Source organism: Ruegeria sp. N11, from assembly GCF_056531525.1.
On record NZ_JBQFLX010000019.1, the window covers coordinates 46,539 to 65,900 of the forward strand.

The 19,362-nt window shown below is 57.8% G+C and carries 28 protein-coding genes; 19 read left to right on the forward strand and 9 right to left on the reverse strand.

The genetic code is table 11. The features are described from left to right. The first annotated feature begins 72 nt into the window (after positions 1 to 72). From ACR0J8_RS18670 to ACR0J8_RS18710, 9 genes are read left to right on the forward strand one after another with little or no spacing between them, the layout of a single operon-like run. Positions 73 to 462: a FlgB family protein gene (locus tag ACR0J8_RS18670; RefSeq protein ID WP_480891677.1), complete on the forward strand. Its 390-nt coding sequence runs from the start codon at positions 73 to 75 to the stop codon at positions 460 to 462. 12 nt (positions 463 to 474) lie between these two features. Continuing rightward, positions 475 to 861 carry a flagellar basal body rod protein FlgC gene (gene flgC, locus ACR0J8_RS18675; protein WP_170805825.1) on the forward strand — a complete coding sequence of 129 codons (387 nt, stop codon included), beginning with the start codon at positions 475 to 477 and terminating at the stop codon, positions 859 to 861. A gap of 11 nt (positions 862 to 872) precedes the next feature. After that, positions 873 to 1,163 carry a flagellar hook-basal body complex protein FliE gene (gene fliE / locus ACR0J8_RS18680; protein WP_480891628.1) on the forward strand — a complete coding sequence of 97 codons (291 nt, stop codon included), beginning with the start codon at positions 873 to 875 and terminating at the stop codon, positions 1,161 to 1,163. A 3-nt stretch (positions 1,164 to 1,166) separates the two neighbouring features. After that, on the forward strand, positions 1,167 to 1,439 hold the full coding sequence (locus tag ACR0J8_RS18685) for a flagellar biosynthetic protein FliQ (RefSeq protein ID WP_170805827.1): 273 nt from the start codon (positions 1,167 to 1,169) through the stop codon (positions 1,437 to 1,439). Further along, complete coding sequence (locus tag ACR0J8_RS18690; protein WP_480526583.1) at positions 1,439 to 2,149, forward strand: flagellar hook-basal body complex protein; 711 nt, start codon at positions 1,439 to 1,441, stop codon at positions 2,147 to 2,149. Before ACR0J8_RS18685 ends, ACR0J8_RS18690 begins: the two co-directional genes overlap by 1 nt. Positions 2,150 to 2,173: 24 nt before the next feature. Next, on the forward strand, positions 2,174 to 2,959 hold the full coding sequence (gene flgG, locus ACR0J8_RS18695) for a flagellar basal-body rod protein FlgG (RefSeq protein WP_480891631.1): 786 nt from the start codon (positions 2,174 to 2,176) through the stop codon (positions 2,957 to 2,959). Next, the gene (gene flgA / locus ACR0J8_RS18700; RefSeq protein WP_480891634.1) at positions 2,959 to 3,375 is read left to right on the forward strand and encodes a flagellar basal body P-ring formation chaperone FlgA; all 417 of its coding nucleotides are present in this window, start codon (positions 2,959 to 2,961) and stop codon (positions 3,373 to 3,375) included. Before flgG ends, flgA begins: the two co-directional genes overlap by 1 nt. Beyond that, positions 3,375 to 4,106 carry a flagellar basal body L-ring protein FlgH gene (gene flgH, locus ACR0J8_RS18705; protein WP_480891637.1) on the forward strand — a complete coding sequence of 244 codons (732 nt, stop codon included), beginning with the start codon at positions 3,375 to 3,377 and terminating at the stop codon, positions 4,104 to 4,106. Before flgA ends, flgH begins: the two co-directional genes overlap by 1 nt. Before the next feature lie 45 nt (positions 4,107 to 4,151). Continuing rightward, positions 4,152 to 4,598: a flagellar basal body-associated protein FliL gene (locus tag ACR0J8_RS18710; RefSeq protein ID WP_480526590.1), complete on the forward strand. Its 447-nt coding sequence runs from the start codon at positions 4,152 to 4,154 to the stop codon at positions 4,596 to 4,598. Between the two features lie 4 nt (positions 4,599 to 4,602). Here ACR0J8_RS18710 and ACR0J8_RS18715 read toward each other — a convergent pair whose 3' ends face one another. The 6 genes from ACR0J8_RS18715 to ACR0J8_RS18740 form a co-directional block, all read right to left on the reverse strand. Continuing rightward, on the reverse strand, positions 4,603 to 4,995 hold the full coding sequence (locus tag ACR0J8_RS18715; protein WP_480526592.1) for a hypothetical protein: 393 nt from the start codon (positions 4,993 to 4,995) through the stop codon (positions 4,603 to 4,605). Beyond that, the gene (locus ACR0J8_RS18720) at positions 4,995 to 6,080 is read right to left on the reverse strand and encodes an EscU/YscU/HrcU family type III secretion system export apparatus switch protein (protein WP_480891640.1); all 1,086 of its coding nucleotides are present in this window, start codon (positions 6,078 to 6,080) and stop codon (positions 4,995 to 4,997) included. The genes ACR0J8_RS18715 and ACR0J8_RS18720 overlap by 1 nt, the downstream gene beginning before the upstream one ends. Further along, positions 6,080 to 6,850, reverse strand: coding sequence for a flagellar biosynthetic protein FliR (locus tag ACR0J8_RS18725; protein WP_480526595.1), 771 nt, complete (start codon positions 6,848 to 6,850; stop codon positions 6,080 to 6,082). The genes ACR0J8_RS18720 and ACR0J8_RS18725 overlap by 1 nt, the downstream gene beginning before the upstream one ends. Then, positions 6,847 to 8,712 (reverse strand): flagellar biosynthesis protein FlhA, encoded by a 1,866-nt coding sequence (locus ACR0J8_RS18730; protein ID WP_480891680.1) that lies wholly within the window; start codon positions 8,710 to 8,712, stop codon positions 6,847 to 6,849. The genes ACR0J8_RS18725 and ACR0J8_RS18730 overlap by 4 nt, the downstream gene beginning before the upstream one ends. A 67-nt stretch (positions 8,713 to 8,779) precedes the next feature. After that, entirely contained in the window at positions 8,780 to 9,472 is a 693-nt protein-coding gene (locus tag ACR0J8_RS18735; RefSeq protein ID WP_480526597.1) for a lytic transglycosylase domain-containing protein, read from the reverse strand. 73 nt (positions 9,473 to 9,545) lie between these two features. Next, positions 9,546 to 9,974 carry an Lrp/AsnC family transcriptional regulator gene (locus tag ACR0J8_RS18740; protein WP_480526599.1) on the reverse strand — a complete coding sequence of 143 codons (429 nt, stop codon included), beginning with the start codon at positions 9,972 to 9,974 and terminating at the stop codon, positions 9,546 to 9,548. Between the two features lie 177 nt (positions 9,975 to 10,151). Between ACR0J8_RS18740 and ACR0J8_RS18745 the strand changes: the two genes are divergently transcribed. The 7 genes from ACR0J8_RS18745 (at position 10,152) to ACR0J8_RS18775 (ending at position 14,936) form a co-directional block, all read left to right on the forward strand. Next, positions 10,152 to 10,766, forward strand: coding sequence for a ribonuclease D (locus ACR0J8_RS18745; protein ID WP_480526600.1), 615 nt, complete (start codon positions 10,152 to 10,154; stop codon positions 10,764 to 10,766). Next, entirely contained in the window at positions 10,763 to 11,731 is a 969-nt protein-coding gene (locus ACR0J8_RS18750; protein ID WP_480526602.1) for a KpsF/GutQ family sugar-phosphate isomerase, read from the forward strand. The genes ACR0J8_RS18745 and ACR0J8_RS18750 overlap by 4 nt, the downstream gene beginning before the upstream one ends. Positions 11,732 to 11,743: 12 nt before the next feature. Next, positions 11,744 to 12,343 (forward strand): LPS export ABC transporter periplasmic protein LptC, encoded by a 600-nt coding sequence (gene lptC, locus ACR0J8_RS18755; RefSeq protein WP_480526604.1) that lies wholly within the window; start codon positions 11,744 to 11,746, stop codon positions 12,341 to 12,343. A gap of 3 nt (positions 12,344 to 12,346) precedes the next feature. Then, complete coding sequence (locus ACR0J8_RS18760) at positions 12,347 to 12,838, forward strand: LptA/OstA family protein (RefSeq protein ID WP_480526605.1); 492 nt, start codon at positions 12,347 to 12,349, stop codon at positions 12,836 to 12,838. Beyond that, positions 12,838 to 13,596, forward strand: a complete 759-nt coding sequence (lptB, locus tag ACR0J8_RS18765) for an LPS export ABC transporter ATP-binding protein (RefSeq protein WP_170615523.1) — start codon at positions 12,838 to 12,840, stop codon at positions 13,594 to 13,596. Before ACR0J8_RS18760 ends, lptB begins: the two co-directional genes overlap by 1 nt. A gap of 252 nt (positions 13,597 to 13,848) precedes the next feature. Next, a complete protein-coding gene (gene hpf, locus ACR0J8_RS18770; protein WP_170681931.1) occupies positions 13,849 to 14,412 on the forward strand; it encodes a ribosome hibernation-promoting factor, HPF/YfiA family in 564 nt (187 codons plus the stop codon). A 59-nt stretch (positions 14,413 to 14,471) separates the two neighbouring features. Further along, positions 14,472 to 14,936 (forward strand): PTS sugar transporter subunit IIA, encoded by a 465-nt coding sequence (locus tag ACR0J8_RS18775; protein WP_170615519.1) that lies wholly within the window; start codon positions 14,472 to 14,474, stop codon positions 14,934 to 14,936. A 57-nt stretch (positions 14,937 to 14,993) separates the two neighbouring features. Here ACR0J8_RS18775 and dalA read toward each other — a convergent pair whose 3' ends face one another. After that, a complete protein-coding gene (dalA, locus tag ACR0J8_RS18780) occupies positions 14,994 to 15,509 on the reverse strand; it encodes a divisome-associated lipoprotein DalA (RefSeq protein WP_170615517.1) in 516 nt (171 codons plus the stop codon). A gap of 169 nt (positions 15,510 to 15,678) precedes the next feature. Here dalA and ACR0J8_RS18785 point away from each other — a divergent pair, with 169 nt between their 5' ends. Both ACR0J8_RS18785 and ACR0J8_RS18790 read left to right on the forward strand, forming a co-directional pair. Next, a complete protein-coding gene (locus ACR0J8_RS18785; protein WP_480526608.1) occupies positions 15,679 to 16,278 on the forward strand; it encodes a L,D-transpeptidase in 600 nt (199 codons plus the stop codon). Positions 16,279 to 16,417: 139 nt separating this feature from the next. Then, positions 16,418 to 16,600 carry a hypothetical protein gene (locus tag ACR0J8_RS18790; protein ID WP_010442520.1) on the forward strand — a complete coding sequence of 61 codons (183 nt, stop codon included), beginning with the start codon at positions 16,418 to 16,420 and terminating at the stop codon, positions 16,598 to 16,600. 72 nt (positions 16,601 to 16,672) lie between these two features. Here ACR0J8_RS18790 and hemH read toward each other — a convergent pair whose 3' ends face one another. Continuing rightward, the gene (gene hemH, locus ACR0J8_RS18795; protein WP_480526610.1) at positions 16,673 to 17,722 is read right to left on the reverse strand and encodes a ferrochelatase; all 1,050 of its coding nucleotides are present in this window, start codon (positions 17,720 to 17,722) and stop codon (positions 16,673 to 16,675) included. 55 nt (positions 17,723 to 17,777) lie between these two features. Further along, positions 17,778 to 18,608 (reverse strand): methyltransferase domain-containing protein, encoded by an 831-nt coding sequence (locus ACR0J8_RS18800; RefSeq protein ID WP_480526611.1) that lies wholly within the window; start codon positions 18,606 to 18,608, stop codon positions 17,778 to 17,780. Between ACR0J8_RS18800 and ACR0J8_RS18805 the strand changes: the two genes are divergently transcribed. Further along, entirely contained in the window at positions 18,607 to 19,353 is a 747-nt protein-coding gene (locus tag ACR0J8_RS18805; protein WP_480441703.1) for a double zinc ribbon domain-containing protein, read from the forward strand. The two genes, ACR0J8_RS18800 and ACR0J8_RS18805, sit on opposite strands and share 2 nt — an antisense overlap. Positions 19,354 to 19,362 lie beyond the last annotated feature (9 nt).

A 19,362-nucleotide genomic window follows, 5' to 3' on the forward strand; every position in this document is an offset into this window, starting at 1 on the left:
CTGGTTCTGAAAACGCTTTCTAAAGGAATCGGGGTTAAGCCTTGATTGAAACGGATCGAGGGAGAAGCCCCGATGTTCTATGACCTGAACGTCTTTAAAACAGCGTACGCAATGGCAACCCATGCCGGGCAAAGGCAGGCTGTCATCTCGCGCAATATGGCCAACGCGGATACGCCGGGATTCCAGCCCCGCGATATTGACGCCTTTCACACAGCGTATGACAACACAGACCGTGAATCGGTCATGTCTGCGACCCGTCCGGGCCATTTGCATGGAACGACCATCGGTGATCACCTCTGGTCAGAGTACAAGGCAGAACCGACCGGCGATCCCAACGGCAACGGTGTCTCGCTGGAGGAGGAGATGCTGAAAGCCGTCGAGGTCAAGCGCCAGCATGACCGCGCGCTGGCGTTCTACAGATCCTCGATGAATGTCCTGCGCGCCAGCCTGGGCCGGTCGTAAAGGGGCGAAGACATGAGTGATTTTTCACATTCCCTGACAGCCTCGGCCAGCGCATTGCGAGCACAGGCGGCTCGTTTGCGCCATGTTTCGGAAAACATATCCAACGCGGATACTCCGGGGTATCGCCGCAAGACGGTTCCGTTCGAAGCGGTTGCGCAAGGCGGCGGGGAAACGGTTCAGGCCGGGCGCGTCAGGCTCGACCGTCGCGACCTTAGCCGGATCTACGATCCTGGCCATCCGATGGCGGACGAGACCGGGCACTACCGGGGGTCGAACGTCGATCTGATGATCGAAATAGCCGACGCGCGCGAGGCGCAGCGCAGCTACGAAGCCAACCTCAAGATGTTCGACCAGACCCGTCAGATGTCGTCGAGCCTGATGGAACTACTCAGAAAATAAAGGAAGCCAGAATGGATGTCCGCTCAATAACCGCCGCCCAGAACTACGCCGTTGCGCGCCCAGCCACTCAGGCTGCCACAGACCACGTTGGAATGGCGCAAGGCTTGCGGTCAACGTTTCAAGATTTTGCGGAAACCCTGAAACATAGCGAGCAGGTGGCAGAGGCTTCGATGGTCGGGCAGGCCGACCTGCATGCGCTGGTGCAGGCCCTTGCGCAGACCGAGCTTGCCGTGGAAACGGCGGTTATCGTGCGTAACAAAGTCGTCGAAGCCTATCAGGAAATCCTGCGGATGCCGGTCTGATCGATGCTGAGCGAGGGGCAGTTCTACGACATCCTGCGGCAGGCACTGTGGGTTGCGGTTATCACGTCTGTGCCGATTCTGGCGGTGGCGCTGGTATCGGGACTGGTCGTGGGCCTTTTTCAGGCGCTGACATCGGTGCAGGAGATGACACTGACCTTTGTCCCCAAGCTGATCGCGATAGTCGTCGTGTTCTGGATTTCCATGGGCTTCATGACCCAAACCCTCGTGACGTTCTTCTCGTCGACACTCATCCCTCTGATCGCAGGAGCCCGCTGATGGATACCGCCTATGTCACCCTGTCCCGCCAATCCGGGCTGATGAACGAGATGCGGCTGGTGGCCAACAATATCGCCAACGCAAACACGACCGGCTACAGGCAGCAAGGCCTGGTGTTTTCCGAGTACGTGAGGGACATGTCAAACGATCCTTCCCTCTCCATGAGCAGGGCCGAAGTCCGCAATACATCGCTGCAACAAGGCGTTCTGACCGAGACCGGCGGGCAGTTCGACTTTGCAATCGAAGGTGACGGGTTCTTCATGATCGAAACGCCCGACGGCAATCGCCTGACCCGGGCCGGGAGCTTTTCGCCCAACGCGGATGGCGATCTGGTGACGATGGACGGGCTGCGGGTACTGGACAGCAACGGCGCCCCCCTGTTTGTTCCGCCGGATGCCGCAACACTCGATGTCGGCGGCGACGGCACTCTGAGCGTCAATGGCCAGCTACTGGGGCAGATCGGGGTGTATCAGGTGGCCGACACAGGGGGGCTTATTCGCGAAGGCAGCACCCGGTTTCGCCCGGCGGGCGACGTTGAGCCGGTTGACGAACCCGTAGTCCTGCACCGGTTCCTGGAAGGTTCAAATGTCAACGCGATAGATCAGGTCACACGGCTTGTTGAAATTCAACGGGCCTATGAGCTGGGACAGAGCTTTCTTAAGGCCGAAGACGAGCGGGTTCGAGGGGCTCTCAAGGCCTTGATGCGCTGATTATTAACCAGGGGAGATTTTGAAATGCGCGCTTTGAAGATTGCCGCCACCGGAATGACGGCACAACAGATGCGGGTCGAGACCATCTCGAACAACCTCGCAAACATGAACACAACCGGTTACAACGCACGGCGGGCCGAATTTGCGGACCTGCACTATCAGCAGATGGCCCGCGCGGGCGCGGTGAATGCCTCTGACGGCACGGTCTTGCCAACCGGTGTCCAGTTAGGTCTGGGCGTTCGGCCCGCAGCCGTCACCGTCCAACTGGCGCAAGGTGCCTTGTCCGCAACTGGCAACGATCTGGATGTCGCTATCGAGGGGCGAGGCTATCTGGAAGTGACCATGCCGGGCGGCCAGTCCGCCTATACCCGCGATGGTAGCCTGAAACGATCGCCCGAGGGCCTGATCGTGACTTCGGACGGTTTTACCGTTGCTCCCGAGATTACCATCCCCGATGATGCGCGGTCGATATCCATCAACGCATCCGGCGAAGTATACGCCTATTTCGATGACACAGCCGAGGGTCAGCTGCTGGGAGAATTCACCTTGGCCAGTTTCTCGAATGCCAAGGGGCTGGAGGCGATCGGCAGCAACCTGTTCAAGGAAACCGAAGCCTCTGGCGCACCGGTGACGGGTCCGCCGGGTGAGGACGGGTTGGGAACTTTGCGTCAAGGGTACCTGGAGGACAGTTCGGTTGATGCCGTGCGACAGGTCACGGAACTGATCGAAGCTCAGCGTGGTTACGAAATGAACGCCAAGGTCATATCCGCCGTCGATCAGGTGATGGGCGCGACAACTCAGGTGCGATGATGCGCAGTGTTCTTTGGGTGCTGATAGTGATGTCTCCCATGGCTGTTCAGGCCGAGATAGTCGTGCCGACCAGAACCATTCGTGCGAAGGAGATCATTGTGGCCTCGGATCTCGAGCTGACAAACACCGAGGTTGAAGGCGTTGTCATGGATCCCGGTCTTTTGATCGGCCAGGAAGCCCGTGTTGCGCTATATCCGGGTCGCCCTATACGGGAAACGGACGTCGGTCCTCCGGCCATTGTGGACCGGAACGATCTGGTTGTCCTGGTATTCAACCGCCAGCCGCTGTCGATCACGGCAGAAGGCCGTGCGCTGGGGCGCGGGGCTGCAGGTGACCGCATTCGGGTCATGAATTTGTCGTCCAGAACGACTGTAACCGGGCATATCCGGCCCGACGGCCAAATTGAGGTAAGATAATGCCCGTAGAGCCTTACAAACTGCTTGTCACTTTGATTGCCCTGTCCGCGTGCGGGCGCTTGGACCACCTGGGCAAACCGCCGAGCTTTACGCCCACTGATGAGTCTCCGGAACAGGTGGCCATGCTGTGGCCAGGCCTGCCAACACACACTCAGCCGCAGCGGAGTGTGGACCGCGCTTCGCTTTGGAGCGGTGGGCAACAGTCGCTGCTGGGAGACCAAAGAGCGATCAAAAAAGGTGACATCATGACGGTTGTGATCGAGCTGGACGAAAAAGCCGAGATTTCGAATGATACGAAACGATCGCGCGCCGGATCTGAAAGTCTGGCCGTTCCGGGATTGTTCGGCCTGCCCCAGCGCGTGGCAGACAAGTTGCCTGAAGGTGCCTCGATGGATGACGCCGTGTCCATCGATTCCTCATCGGACAGTTCGGGAAAAGGCTCGGTCAAGCATAAGGAAAAACTGACCCTGCGGGTGGCGGCCACGGTGATTGATGTTTTGCCCAACGGTGTATTGTCGATTTCCGGTTCGCAGGAATTGCGTGTCAATTTCGAACTGCGGGAACTGCTGGTCACCGGCTATGTTCGACCGCAGGATATCTCCCGCCAGAACGAGATCACTTATGACAAGATCGCCTCGGCGCGGGTTTCTTACGGGGGCCGGGGGCAAATCACGGATGTGCAGCAACCACGTTACGGCCAGCAGATCCTCGACTCGCTTCTGCCGTTCTGAGGTGCCGCTGTGGTCAGGAAACTTGTACCGGTGATTTGTCTTGCCTTGGGGCTGGCCGCAGGTGTCGGGGCCGGGGTCTTCCTCGGACCGAAAGAAAACGACAACAGCAAGGCGGCGACTGCAGAGGCTGAAAAGCCAAAGGAAAAGAAAGCTGGTAAGAAGGAGGGAGAGTTCGAATATCTAAAACTCACCAAGCAATTCGTTGTTCCGGTGGTTAAGAAGGACCAGATTTCAGCTCTGGTGACGGTGTCCTTGAGTTTGGAAACCACGCCTGGGCTTTCGGAAACTTTTTATGCGACCGAACCGAAACTGCGCGACAGGTTCCTGCAGGTGCTGTTTGATCATGCCAATATCGGCGGCTTTGACGGTGCCTTTACTGAGTCCGGCAACCTGAATGCGTTGCGCAAAGCGTTGCTGGACGTTGCGCGTAAGGATTTGGGTGAAGACGTTTCTCAGGTTCTGATTATGAGTGTCAATCGTCAGAACACCTGACCACTCAGTCGGTTGTGGAACAGAAGCCCTTTGACGGGTTGCAAAGCTGATCAGCCACTAGCGACTCCGACAGGCTCTCAACATCACGTTTGCGCCCGAACGAAAGGCGCAGCGCGTCCAGAGCGCTCAGCTTCTGCGCCCGGATGCGCGCCAGTTCCATGTTCAACTGGCGGCGTGTTGAAGCTTCCCAGCCGTTCCACAAGATATCCGTTCCTGTGATTTTGTAGCCTTGGGACTGCGCACTATCGAGGCGCGCCGCTTTTACCTGCGTGTCCAGTTGCGACAGCTTCCTCAGAACCAATGTCTCGGCCTCGACCAAGGGGCGAATGGCCTGAAATTCCTTTTGGAACGCGGCCTCCGTCACCCGCACCAATGCTTTGATCTGCGTATGTCGCATTATACCTGCTTCTTTGCTCGTTTGCGCATGGCTTCGGCGAAACGGATAGCGGCCGCGACGGATCGATAGTGCTCTTCCTGGATCTCCTGCCCGATATCGACGGTGCCGTGAAGCGCCCGCGCGGTCGGCGGGTCGGAATGGATCGGAACCCCTGCCTGTCCGGCTGCCGACCGGATGGCGGCAGCGATTTCGTCCACGCCCTTCGTGACGCAAACCGGTGCGGCACCGACCGCCCGTGACCATTTCAGCGCAACCGCAAAATGCGTCGGATTGACTATGACAACGTCTGCTTCCGGAACCGCCGCCATCATCTGGTTTGCCGCAATGCCCTGTGCGCGCTGCCTGCGCTGTTGTTTGACATGAGGATCGCCTTCAGCATCCTTGGCTTCGTCCTGAATCTCTTTGCGCGACATACGGTTTTTGCGCATGTGCTCGGAGTATTGCCAAAGGTAGTCCGCTGCGCCGATGGCCAGGGCGATGACAATCACAATAAACAAGAATCGAAACAACAGGTTCATCATCAACAGGATTGAAGATTGGGGTGGTGCCGTACCCGCAGACAGGATTTCCACCAGATTGGCGCGTAGGAAAACGGCAAGGCATGTGCAATAGATTATCAGTTTGACAAAGGCCTTAAGGAATTCGAACAACCCGCTCCGGCCAAACTTGTTCTTAGCGTTCGACACAACGGAAACACGCGACAACTTGGGTTTGAGTTTGGACGGGGCAAAGACAAGAGCTCGCTGCGCAATGAGGCTGAGCAGGACCGCAGCCGCCGGAATAGCAAAGAGAATCCCGATGGCGACCAGGGACGTTTTCAGAATGCCGCCGACCGGGCCTGCAGACGGGCCATCAATCATCAGGCGGGACAGATCGTCGGCCTGATCAATCATTACAAGAAAAAGCATGCCGAGATTTTCCGCGCCGTGCTGACCGGCTGTTACCAGCGCGACGAGCAACCCGGAATAACCCGCAACCACCGACAGATCGGCGGACTTGGCCACTTCGCCCTTTTCACGGGCTTTTTTCAGTTTCTGCGGTGTCGGGTCAAAAGACTTGTCGCTGTCGTCGTCTGCTGCGCTCATCAGTTGTCTCCAATCGGGTTGGTTAGAAAACTGTTGAGTGCGTCCGACCAGGCGGACAGGATCAACGGCGCTCCGGCTAACAAAAGAAAGAGACCGGCAAAGGTGATTGCCGGGGCACCGACAAAGGCGACCATTAACTGAGGCATCGCCCGGTTGATGACCCCAAGCGCAAGATTGTAGATCAGCGAGGCGATAACGAATGGCATTGCCAGCGCAAAAGCCAGCGCAAAGCTGTGCGCAATTTGTCGCACACCCCATTGGGACAGATCCGCAGCCGCAGGGGGCTGTCCCATTGGGATCAGAGTGTAGCTATCAATCAAAAACTGCGCCGCACGAATGTGCAGCCCCATAAGAACAGCCAGAGTGATTCCGGCCAGGGTCAGCAGATATCCCATGGCCGGCACTGGGTCTGCTGCCGCCCCGCCCAGAAGCTGGGATAGCGATGTCGCCTGAGCGGCAATTGATCCTGCTGTCTGAAGGGCAAGCACGAAAAGCCTCAAGCTTAAGCCAAGTGCCAGACCCGTCAGGATTTCGGTGCCGATCAGCCGCACTACGGGGAACAGTCCAGACATCGCCCCGGACGGGTCAATTGCGGAAGAAACCACGAGCGTAAATGCCACTGCTATCGCCAGTTTTACGCGGGCCGGAATGCTGCGCTCTCCGAAGGCAGGCAGAAGGGAAACCAAAGCGGAAACCCGCAGGAAAACGGCGAACAAGTGCTCAAGCTCGCTACTGATAAACGGCAGCAAGTCGGGGGGCAGGCCGATCACGCGGGCACCGTACCGACAAGTGCCGGCCTGGCTTCCAAGCCGATTTCTTCAAATGACAGAACCGGGTTGGAGACACCGCGTGCATGCAGGATCGTGCGCAGCAACCTGCGTCGACGTGTCGAAGTCACAACGGCCGCAAACACGCCCCGATCCGCGGTTTGCGCAATGCTTTGCACGACACCGTCTGCAAGCTTGTTGAACAGGTTGGGCGGAAGCGCGACGTCGAGACCTGCGCTTTGGGCGTCGATTTGGTAAGTGGCGAACGTGTCCTCCCACTCCGGTGCCAGTTGGATCAGTGGAATCGACCCATCTTCGCGCTTCATGTCGGCGACCAGTTGGAACCCGAGACGTTGGCGCACCAGTTCGCAAATCCCTTCGGGCAGAGTTGTAGTCAGCCGAGCCTCGGCCACGGTTTCCAGGATCAGGGCCATGTTTCGGATGGACACCCGTTCGTCCAGCAGCAGCCGCAGAACGGAATGTAATGTATCGATCGGGACCTTGTCCGGGATCAGTTCGTCCAGCAACTTGCGGTTGGCCTCGGCCCGGCCCAGATCGCTCAGCCGAGTCATTTCGGACAAAAGACGCCGCAGCGACTTGAGTGTCAGCAGTCGGGAGAAATTCTGCTTGATGATTTCAAGCAGATGGGTCGCCAGGATTTCGGGGGGCGAGACGATCGTCGCGCCGCTCAGGGCCGCAGCCTCCTGATCTTTGGGCAGGATCCAACGGGCCGGTGCGCCGTAGACGGGTTCGGTCACATCATTTCCTTCCGGCAGAATGTCCGGCCCTTCCTGAACCAGCGCCAATACGAGATCGGGGTTCAGAACACCGCGCGCCTGTTCGACGCCCTGAACTTTGATAACGTAAGTGCCGGTTGGAAGATCGGCGCGATCGGTCAACCGAATTTCGGGCAGGATCAGACCAAAGCCAGAGGCGACATATGTCCGCATATTTGCGATCCGCGCGTCCAGACCGGTGCCTGGGTTTAGAACCATGCTGACCAGATCCGGTGCGAATTCCAGATGAACGTCGTCCAGGTCCAGGATGTCTCCGATGGTCTGCGGGGTCGGGGCATCGGTCTCGGGTGCCGGTGAGTGCGCTTTTGTCAGCTCGGATTTTTGTTTGCTGTAAACGCTGTAGGCTGAGTATCCCAAAACCCCCGCGCCTAGAATGAAGGGCAGAAACGGCAGGCCTGGCACCGACGCAAACAGGGCCATCAGCAGCGAGACTGTGCCCAGTGCAGCCGGGTGCCGCCCCAACTGCGAGAAGATTGCGCTGTCGGTTGCCCCCTGCGTGCCGCCCCGCGCCAGCAGCAGGGCGGACGCGATTGAGATAATGACCGCAGGGATTTGTGAGACCAGCCCATCACCAACCGTCAGGATCGCATAGGTTTCGAAGGCGGCTGCAACCGGCATCCCATGCACAATCACGCCCATGATCAAACCCATGACAAGGTTCAGCAACGTAATCAGCAACCCGGCAACGGCGTCGCCCTTGACGAATTTGGACGCACCGTCCAGCGAGCCGAAGAAAGTCGTTTCCTGCTGTTCTCTTTCGCGCCGTTCCTTGGCTTGCTGATGGTCGATGGCCCCTGCGGACATGTCGCTGTCAATTGCAAGTTGCTTGCCCGGCATCCCATCCAGCGCAAACCTTGCGCCCACCTCGGCCATACGGGCGGCGCCCTTGGTGATCACCATGAAGTTAACGATCAGCAGAACGCCAAACACGACGAGACCCAGAAAGATGCTTCCGCCCATTACGAATTGGGCAAACCCCTCGATCACATCACCTGCGGCGTTGGTGCCCGAATGACCCTGACCGATGATCAGCTTGGTGGACGAAACATTCAGCGACAATCGCAGCATCAGGGATGCCAGCAGGACGGTCGGCGAGAACACAGAGCGGGCATCGAACCTGAACACGATCACCCCCTTAGTTGAAGACGATAAAGGCGGTGGCACTATCCGCTACCGGAACCAGCGACCCCAGCATTACCCGTTTTGGCGCTTCAGATCGCGACGGAAGCAATGGAGCAGAGGAATGTGTGAAAGGATCGCGGGCAACTGCCGCATTCCTTGTCGGCTCGTCCTCGTTGAGGCGCGCCAACTCGGTCTGAAAACGCTCGGAATAGGTCTGGGCCAAAGCGGGAGTGCGAGAGTGATAAGCACCGGCCGCTGCGGGCCACGATGCAAACTCTGCAAACAGGTCTTTCAGAAAACGGGCGGCATACCTGGCGTTCTGTTCCGGGTCGAACATTTCGTCAATCGACCGGAATGTCTGCCCGTGCCAGCGATAGTTGATCTGGAAGCAGCCAATGTCGAAACTGCGTGCGCCCGCCTTGAAGATTTGGAAAACATGGGATTTTGCCTCGACCTCGGTGTCAAACCAAAGACCCTGCCCCTCGACATTGATCGCCCACGGCCAAGGGCGCAGGGTGCCGGCGACATTAAGACCGGATTCCACGCGCGCGATAGCCCGCAGGACATCCAGAGGAACCCCTTCCGACAAAGCGGCTTGCCGCATGGCCTGATCACACAGATCGGCGGTTCTTGCGTCGGGTCGTGCATGCAGCGAACGCCCGGCAAAAAGCAAAATCAGAAGGAAAAGGAGTATTCGATGGGGCATTCTGCCGGTCCGGGATCTTGATCAGTCCGGGGCAGGCTAGCCGCGCATCGGTTTACATAGGGTTATCGCAGCATCAGTTCCGGTCGATCCGGCGGCCAAACACAACGCTTGTGTTGGTTCGCATGACGCCCGGAATCTTGGCGAGTTCGTCGACGAGGATGTCCAGATCTTCGATATGCGGTGCTTCGGCATTTAGCAGCAGGTCGAATTCTCCGTTGATGGACAGGCACAGTTTGACCTCGGGATAGGCTTCAAGACGTTTGATGATGCGGGCCGTTTCTTTTTGCTGCACTTCCAGCAGAACGATGACCTGAACACGCGGTGTGTCTTGCGGGCTATGCAAAACCACAGAGTACCCTGCAATTACACCGCGATCTTCCATGCGGCTGATACGCTCGTGAACGGTGGTGCGCGCCACGCCCAGCTTTGCTGCGATCCGGGTAGTTGATTCACGCGCGTTCTGCTGAAGTGCGGCAACGATATTTCGATCAAGTTTGTCCATGGTGGCCAAGGTTTAGAGCATTAGCATACAGATGCTCAAGTTCCTGTTGACCTCATTTGTGTCGCGGCAAAATCCCGTCCCGGCAGCGCCTGGTCACAATCACGCCCGATGGATGGCGTTGAGTTTGCGGACCAAACCTCCTATCTCGTGGTCTGAGACCGAACAAAGGAAAAATCTGTGGCGAACCACTTGTACAAAAACGACCTGCCGGATGGGCTGGATCTGGGCCCGGTCGTGGCGATCGACTGTGAAACCATGGGTTTGAATCCACATCGGGACAGGTTGTGCGTCATCCAGATGTCGGGTGGCGATGGGCACAGCCATATCGTTCAGGTCAAAAAAGGGCAGACATCAGCGCCGAACCTGTGTGCCATGCTGGAAAATCCCGATGTGCTGAAGCTGTTTCATTTCGGGCGATTTGACATCGCGGCCATGTACCACACATTCGGTGCGCTGGCGGCGCCGGTCTATTGCACCAAGATCGCCAGCCGACTGGTACGCACCTATACAGACCGACACGGGCTGAAGAACCTGTGCCAGGAACTGATCGGCGTCGACATCTCGAAACAACAGCAAATGAGCGACTGGGGTGCGGAAACCCTGACCGAGGCTCAGCTGGACTATGCCGCCTCGGACGTTCTGTACCTGCACCAGTTGCGCGATGCGCTGAACGGGCGTCTGGCACGCGAGGGCCGGACCGAGATGGCACAGGCCTGTTTTGATTTCCTGCCGATGCGTGCCAAGCTGGACCTCGCCGGTTGGCCTGAAACGGATATTTTTGCGCACTCATGACTGACAACGAATCCTTTCTGAAAACCGCGCGGCAGGTCATCACTGACGAAGCCCGTGCGCTAGACGTTCTGGCGGACGGCCTGAATGAGAATTTCGCCACTGCCGTGCAGATGATCCTGCAGGCAACCGGTCGGATCATTGTCAGCGGGATCGGCAAATCGGGCCATATCGGTCACAAGATCGCGGCGACGCTTGCGAGTACCGGGACACCCGCATATTTCGTGCACCCGGCCGAGGCAAGTCACGGCGATCTGGGCATGGTGTCGAAGGGCGATGTGGTTCTGGCGATTTCGAACTCGGGCGAGGCGCCGGAACTGGCCAATCTTCTGGCCTTTACCCGGCGGTTCGGCATCCCTCTGATCGGCCTGTCCAGCAAGCCCGAAAGCACGTTGATGAAACAGGCGGACGTGCATCTGCTGATCCCGTCGATGGGTGAGGCCTGCGGCTTTGGTATGGTGCCTTCGATTTCGACGACGCTGACGCTTGCAATGGGGGACGCGCTGGCGATCGCCTTGATGAAGTACCGGGATTTCCGGCCCGAAAACTTCCGTGATTTCCACCCCGGCGGCAAACTCGGCGCGCAGCTCAGCAAGGTTCGCGATCTGATGCATACCGACACGCCGATCGTTTCCTCGGGCACGCCGATGAGCGAGGCGTTGCTGGTCATGAGCCAGAAGGGTTTTGGCGTTGTCGGTGTTAGTGATGCCGAGGGGCGGTTGCTGGGCATCGTGACCGATGGCGACCTGCGGCGGCATATGCAGGGTCTGCTTGACCTGACCGTCGATCAGGTGATGACCGCTAACCCGCGCACCATCGGCCCGGGTGAACTGGCCGAAAGCGCCGTGGCCCTGATGACGATGCAGACGCCCAAGATTACCTGTTTGTTTGTGGTCGATCCGGCCTCGGGCGGGCGGGCCGAAGGCATTTTGCACATTCACGATTGCCTGCGCGTCGGGTTGGGCTGAAAGGTGGAAACTGTGGACCGCTATTCCCGTATGGTACAGTTCTTGAAGGTGCTGTTGCCACTGGTGGCCATCTTGATGCTGTCCACGGTGTTCCTGCTGTCGCGCAGCATCGAGACCGACGTGTCGGTTCCATTTCCGCAAACGGAAATCAACGAACGCCTTGCCGACCAGGTTATTACCCAGCCCGACTACCGGGGCATAACCCGCAAGGGCGAAGACGTGCACATCAAGGCCATACAGGCGGCAAAAGGGGCCGAAGGATCTGTCCCGACCGCAGCCGAGTTTCGTGGGCGCCTGGGGCTGTTGAATGGCGGTGTCATAACATTGGATTCAAATTCGGGCATGATCCGACCCGACAAAAAGACGGCAACTTTTGTCGGCGACGTAGTCATAACCACCACGGACGGCATCCAGGTCACCACCGATTTGCTGAACACCTCGCTGGATGAAATCCGCGGGGATACACCGGGCCAGGTTAACGGAACCGGACCGATCGGTGATTTCTCGGCCGGGCGCATGACATTTGGGACTGAAAAAAAGGACGGACCGGTCCATATTGTTTTTACAGATGGCGTAAAGCTGGTGTATGAGCCGGCAAAAGCAGAAAGATGAAGTGTGTTTGATTTTCGAATTGCCCTTGTTTGCATCGCTCTGGTGACGAGTGTCGTTTCCGCGACCGCGCAGGAAACGCAGGTGGCGTTTGGGTCGACCCAGGCGGACCCCAGTTTGCCTGTCGAAGTGACGTCGGAAACACTCAACGTCAATCAGGAAAACGGATCGGCCGAGTTTCTGGGAAATGTCATCGTGATTCAGGGTGAAATGCGTCTGACTGCAGAACGGGTTCTGGTCATCTACAACAACGAGCGTTCGGCGATCGAGCGGCTAGAGGCCACGGAAGACGTGGTTCTGGTAAGCCCTCCGGACGCGGCGCAGGGAGATTGGGCCGAATACACAATTGATTCCGGTGTGATCCTGATGAAGGGCAATGTTCTTCTGACACAGGGGCCAAGCGTCATCAGCGGCGATCAGATGAATGCCAACCTGACCACCGGTACCGCAACCATGACCGGTCGGGTGAAAACGATCCTGCAACAAGGCAACAACTGATGGCACGACCCAACCTATCCGTTGCCGACGGCACCTCGGGTCTCAGAATCGAGAAACTGCGAAAGTCCTACCGCAAGAAGACCGTGATCCGGGATGTTTCGATGACACTGGGCCGGTCCGAAGTTGTGGCTTTGCTTGGTCCCAACGGGTCGGGCAAGACGACGACGTTCTATTCTGTCGCCGGGCTGGTTTTCCCCGAGGCGGGCACGGTCACGCTGGACGGGCACAATGTCACGACTTTGCCGATGTATCGGCGAGCCCGGATGGGGATCGGTTATCTGCCTCAGGAGATGTCGATTTTTCGCGGCATGAGCGTCGAGGACAATATCGCCGCTGTGTTGGACATAACCGTCAGCCACGCCCATCGCCGCAAGGAACGTCTGGAAGAGCTTTTGTCCGATTTCTCGATCGAGCATTTGCGGCGGGCCCCCGCACTGGCTCTGTCAGGGGGGGAAAGACGCCGGGTGGAAATCGCCCGCTGCCTGGCTGCCGATCCCAAGTATTTGCTTTTGGATGAACCGTTTGCGGGTGTGGACCCTATCAGTGTTGGGGATATCCGGCATTTGGTTGCCGACCTGAAAAAGCGCGGAATTGGTGTTTTGATTACGGATCACAACGTCCGCGAAACGCTGGAAATTGTGGACAGGGCCTACATCCTGCATGACGGAAAGATGCTGATGTCCGGCACGCCGGACGAAGTTGTTGAAAACGAGAACGTGCGCCGCGTGTATCTGGGTGAAAACTTCAGGATTTCATAGGCTTGCGCTGATCTGCACTTGCTGCATGTCGGAAATTACACAAATACGCTTTTGTTTTGATTGACTCTTCCGCCGCCTCTTGGCTCAATTGGCACATGGCAGTTTTGCGGTTCCAGTCTGGATCACGATATCCCTTCTCCGAAGGGCGCGATGGCAGACAACCACAAAACATGTCGCTACCCCCCACCCGATAAAAACAAGCTCGCCGCGTAACGTGGCGTCAGAATGGGTGTGAATTGTGAAGGAGATCACATGCGTTACCAAATCAGCGGAAAACAGATCGACATCGGCGCGGCGCTGCAGACCCACGTGCAGACCGAGCTGGGCGAGGTTGTGGGTAAGTATGCCCAGCGCCCGACGGACGCCGCCGTCGTCTTTTCCCGTTCAGCGCATGAATATGTATGCGAGACCACGGTGCATCTGTCGACGGGCCTGACCGCCCAGGCCAAGGCCCACGCAATCGAGATTTATGCGGCATTCGAGGCTTGCTGCGACAAAATGGAGACACAACTGCGCAGATACAAGCGCCGCCTGAAAGACCACCACAAGGATCGGTCCGAGCCGGTTGAACTCTTTGGCGCGTCCTCATATATCCTCGCCTCTGATGAATCGGAGACGGCTGACGAACCCGAATCGCTGCAGCCCATGATTGTGGCTGAGATGGAAACAAAGATCCCATCTCTCAGCGTTGGCGAAGCTGTTATGCAAATGGAACTTGCAGGCGCCCCGGTGCTGGTGTTCCGTAATGAAAACAAGGACGGATTGAATGTCGTGTATCGCCGGGATGACGGCAATATCGGTTGGATCGATCCGTAACAGGCAAGATTGAAAGACGGGCCCCGGTTTTGGCCGGGGCAACGTCATGGAGCGTGATCATGGAGCTGTCGAGCATACTGAAGCCCGAAGCCGTACGTGTATTGTCATCTGCTTCCAGCAAGAAGCGGTTGTTTCAGGAAATCAGCGATGTCGCTGCCGCCACCCTTGGGCTGGACGCGCAGGAAGTTGTGGACAGTCTGCTGGAGCGTGAAAGCCTCGGCCCGACCGGGGTTGGCCATGGTGTGGCGCTGCCACATGCGAGATTGCCGCAGCTTCAGGCCGTTTCTGGCGTATTCGTCATGCTGGAAAAGCCTATTGATTTCGGCTCGGTCGACCGTCAGCCAGTCGACATTGCCTTTTCATTGTTTGCGCCGGAGGAAGCGGGTGTCGATCATCTCAAGGCTTTGGCGCTTGTGTCGCGGACCTTGCGTGACACATCTGTCTGCGCAAAGTTGCGGGCAAATCCTGACCCCGTCAAACTTTATGCCATTCTGACCGAAGCGCAGTCGATGCAGGCTGCGTAACCTGGTTCAATTGAAAAAGCCCCCGTTATCCGGAGGCTTTGTTGCGGCCCGAGGCGATCAGCCGCCTGTGCCCATTTCCAGTGTCCACCAGATTTTGCCGCCTTTTTCCTGATGCCAGGCAAAGCCCATCTGGCTTGCCTTCGGATCCATGATGACGGCGCGCGGGCCGGGCTCCTGCATCCACGCGGCCAGGGTTTCGGTCTCGGTCTCGTAGGTCTCGGAAATTGCTTCGCCCAGGAAGGTTCCGAAGTAGCCTGCGCGCGCAGCGCGATCGATAGGTGAGGATCCGTCCGACCCGAAATGCCAAGGGCGATTCTGACGTGCCATGTCTTTCGAATGGGTGGCTGCGGCCGCATTCAGCTGGGCATTCAGTTGAACCGGTTGCAGGCCCGAGGCCTGACGGAGCGCGTTCACCGAATCCAACATGCGGAATTGTAGTTTATCGGTGCTGCCGCGAATCTTGTAGACTGTCGGCAACGGCCGCCCGTCGGCCCCCAAGGCTGTGGTTGAGGTGTCCGTGCATGCCGCCAGTGCGACAAGGCAAATAACTAGCAGAGAAAGGATACGCGTCATGGTCGACCTGATAATTGTGTTATCAACGGGCATAGCGTGACTGAACGCGCTGGGCAAACGTACAATGGCCACAACCCGCGTGATTCTGCCGGTTTGATTTGCGACTGAAGCATTCTGGCAATAAAATGATCCGAAATTTCCAAGTCACCTAAGCAAAGGACCCTTTGTCATGGTCAAAAAACGTATTCAGCCTTCGACCCGCCGCGGATTTCTGGCAGGCGCGACGGCCATGCTGGCCTCGCCGGCAATCGCCCAGTACATTCCCGGAGACCCATTGCGTCCTGCTCCGGAAGCAGAACCGGCGGTTCGCCGCAATGTTTCGGGCTTCCGGGCGTTGGACTGGCAGCCCTATTTTTCCAATACCAGAAACGGTGCCATTTTGGTCGATACCGTCTCGCGGGCGCTGCATTATTGGTCAGATGATCAATCTGTATACAAACTCTACCCGTCTTCTGTTCCATTGACCGAAGAACTGACCCGCCGCGGAAGGACGAGCGTGATCCGGAAGGTCGAAGGCCCAAGTTGGTCGCCGACGCCGTCGATGAAGAAGCGAAATCCGGAATGGCCCGACTATATCCCGCCTGGTCCGGATAACCCTTTGGGAACACATGCTTTGTACCTGAGTTGGAAATATTATCGCATTCACGGCACCCATGACACGCGCAAAATCGGGCGCCGGTCTTCAAATGGGTGTATCGGCCTGTTCAACGAGGACATTGCCGAGCTGTTTTCTATGGCGAAGGTTGGCACGCAAGTGTTGCTAATTTGACGACATTTTCATGCACGAACCCGCTTGGCGATCAAGTTGCAATTGCAATCCCTGCGCATTGCTGATTAGAAAAAAACACGAGGTAAGTCTTAGATGTGTGACTGCACTAATCGGAATCACGCAAATTCTGGAGGTTAATATGAAAAAACTCGTTCTCGCCGCTGCTCTGACCGCTGCTGCTTCGACTGCCTATGCTGGCAACCTGGAAGAGCCGGTTGTAGAGGCACCTGTCGTTGTCGAAGAAACCCAAGGTTCGTCGCAGGGTATCATCCTGCCGCTGATCCTGCTGGTTGTTGTTGCCGCAGCTGTTGCAGCAAGCTAATTCGACAAGCTGATCAAAGAAAAGGCGGTGGATTTATCCATCGCCTTTTTTTGTGTCCGGTCCGTGGGTCGTTCAGTCCAGCCAGCCCCTGAGATTGTCTTCTATCACCGCGCCAAGTGCGGCGATATGCGAATCATCGGCGTTGAGGCATGGGATATAAGTAAAGCCCTCGCCGCCGGCCTCCTCAAAGCTTTCCCGAATTTCTTCGTTGATTTCTTCCAGCGTTTCGATGCAGTCGGATGAAAAGGCCGGGGCGATTACCGCGATGTTCTTTTTGCCCTGCCGCGCCAGATCGGCGACGTGATCGACGGTGTAGGGCTTCAGCCATTCCTCAGGTCCGAACCGGGACTGGAACGTCGAAACCAGCTGATCGTCTGTCCAGCCCAGCCGCTCTTTCAGCAATCTAGTCGTTTTTGCGCATTGGCAGTGATAGGGGTCGCCTTGCTGCAAATAGCGTTCTGGCATCCCGTGATAGGAACAGACGAGAATGTCGGGCTTCGTCTCCATCTCTGCATAAGCGCGCTCAACCGACCCCGCCAATGCGTCGATGTAGGCAGGTTCGTCAAAATACGCGGGTACGGTCCGGGTGGCCGGTTGCCAGACCTCCTCCATCAGCGCCCGGAAGAACTGATCATTTGCTGTCGCTGTCGTGGCTCCCGCGTATTGCGGGTAGAGCGGGAAGAACAGGATGCGGTCACAGCCCGCCGCCACCATCTCGCTTACTTTGGACTTGGTCGAAGGGTTGCCATAGCGCATGCAGAAATCGACCATCACCTGATCGCCGTAACGATCTTGCATCGCGTTGCGCAGCTTGGCTGTCTGGTCCTTTGTGATCGTCATCAACGGGCTTTCGCCCTCGTCGTGATTCCAGATCGATTTGTAGGCCTCACCCGAGCTGAACGGGCGCTTGGTCAGGATGATCCCCTGCAGGATCGGTTGCCACTTCCACTTTGGATAGTCGATCACGCGTTGATCCGACAGAAACTCGTTCAAATAACGCCGCATCGGCCAATAGCTGTAGTCATCCGGCGTGCCCAGATTTGCCAGCAGAATTCCGACGCGACCCTTTTTGACCTTTGGGTGGTCGGCTGGTGCATGGGCGGGGCGGGTTGCGTCAGTCATTTGAGCTTCCTGAATTTCTGTGGTCCGGCCTGAGATATACGGAAATGCCCGGCGGTCAATCGGACAGTTTGCCTTCTTTTGTCCCTAAAGCTTCAGCTAGTCGCATGCGGGCGGACCCGGGGCGCAACGGTTGCGGTTGGCTGTCGTGCGGGGACCAGCCTGTCAGGCAGATCAATTCGAACGTCGCCTGCAGACGGCCCTGAGGCGACGCAAAGTGGCGGTTGTAGATTGTCTGGGCTTTGTCAAAGACAAGGCGCTGAGTCGGGTATTTAAGGCGAGCGATCAGAATATTGGTCTCACCCATTGCGCGAAGATCGTGCATCAGGTGCATCAGGTCACGGTATTCCGCTGTCAGGCTTGCCCTGTCGGCCACGGGCAATGCAAATCCGGCCCGCTGCAATAGCCCACCCAGATCCCGCAGTTCTGCCATCGGGGCGATGCGGGGGCTGAGCCCCCCGGTTACTTCGATCTCGGCCTGTCCTAGGGCTGCACGCAGTTCGTGCAGGGTTTCACCACCGGGACAGACGCCCAGCAGAAGCCCGTCCGGGCGCAGGGCGTGACGGCATTGGATCAATTGCCCGACCGGGTCATTGGTCCAGTGCAGCGCCATTGCGTGAATAACCAGATCATGTGATCCGCGCTCCAGCTCCAGAACCTCATTATCCGCGATGATGGTGGCAGCGGGCAGAAAATCACGCCAGAGATGCGGGAACGGAGTGATAATCGCCGGTGCCGTAAAGCTTCTGTTAACCATCAAAAGCCGATCCTGCACCTCATCCATGGCAGCGTGATGCAGGAACAACGCATCGTCCCGGGCACGGGCGCGGCGCATGGTCAGTATCGAGCGATCAAACGGCGAGGGTGCAGTGTCGGCAGGCAGTTTCATGGGTCGCAAGTATCGCATGTGGCAGCGGATTCAAACCGTTGTTGCACTGATCTACCCGCCGCGTTGCCTGGGATGCGGCGTATTGACGGAATCCGACTTTGGTTTGTGCGGCTCCTGTTGGCGTGACACGCCATTCATCGGCGGGACCGTCTGCGAAACCTGCGGAATGCCGATAGAGGGCGAGGCGGATGGTCACAGAATCGAGTGCGACGATTGTCTGGCGAGCCCCCGACCATGGAGGGACGGGCGCGCAGCGCTGTTGTATCAGGGTCAGGCACGATCGCTGATCCTGAGCTTCAAGCACGGTGACAGGCCCGAACTGGCCCGAACAGCGGCCCTTTGGATGGCGCGGGCAGGCCAGGATCTGTTTCGCGACGAGATGCTGATCGCACCTGTCCCGTTGCACTGGTCGCGCCTGCTGAAACGGCGATACAATCAGTCTGCCCTGCTGGCGCAAAGTCTGGCCCGTGAAACCGGCCTGGACATGTGTCCGGACCTGCTGGTGCGTCGAACAAAAACCCCGGTTCTGGATGGCAAAACCGCAGCGGAACGGGCGGACATCCTGTCAGATGCGATCGCAGTTCACCCCAAGCGGCGAAACCTGCTGACAGGCCGCGATATCCTTCTGGTGGATGACGTGATGACATCCGGCGCGACTTTGGCAGCCTGTACCCGGGCATGCCAGATCGCGGGGGCAAATCATATTTTCGTGTTGGTACTGGCGCGCGTTGCCAAGGATGCCTAATTCGCTCAA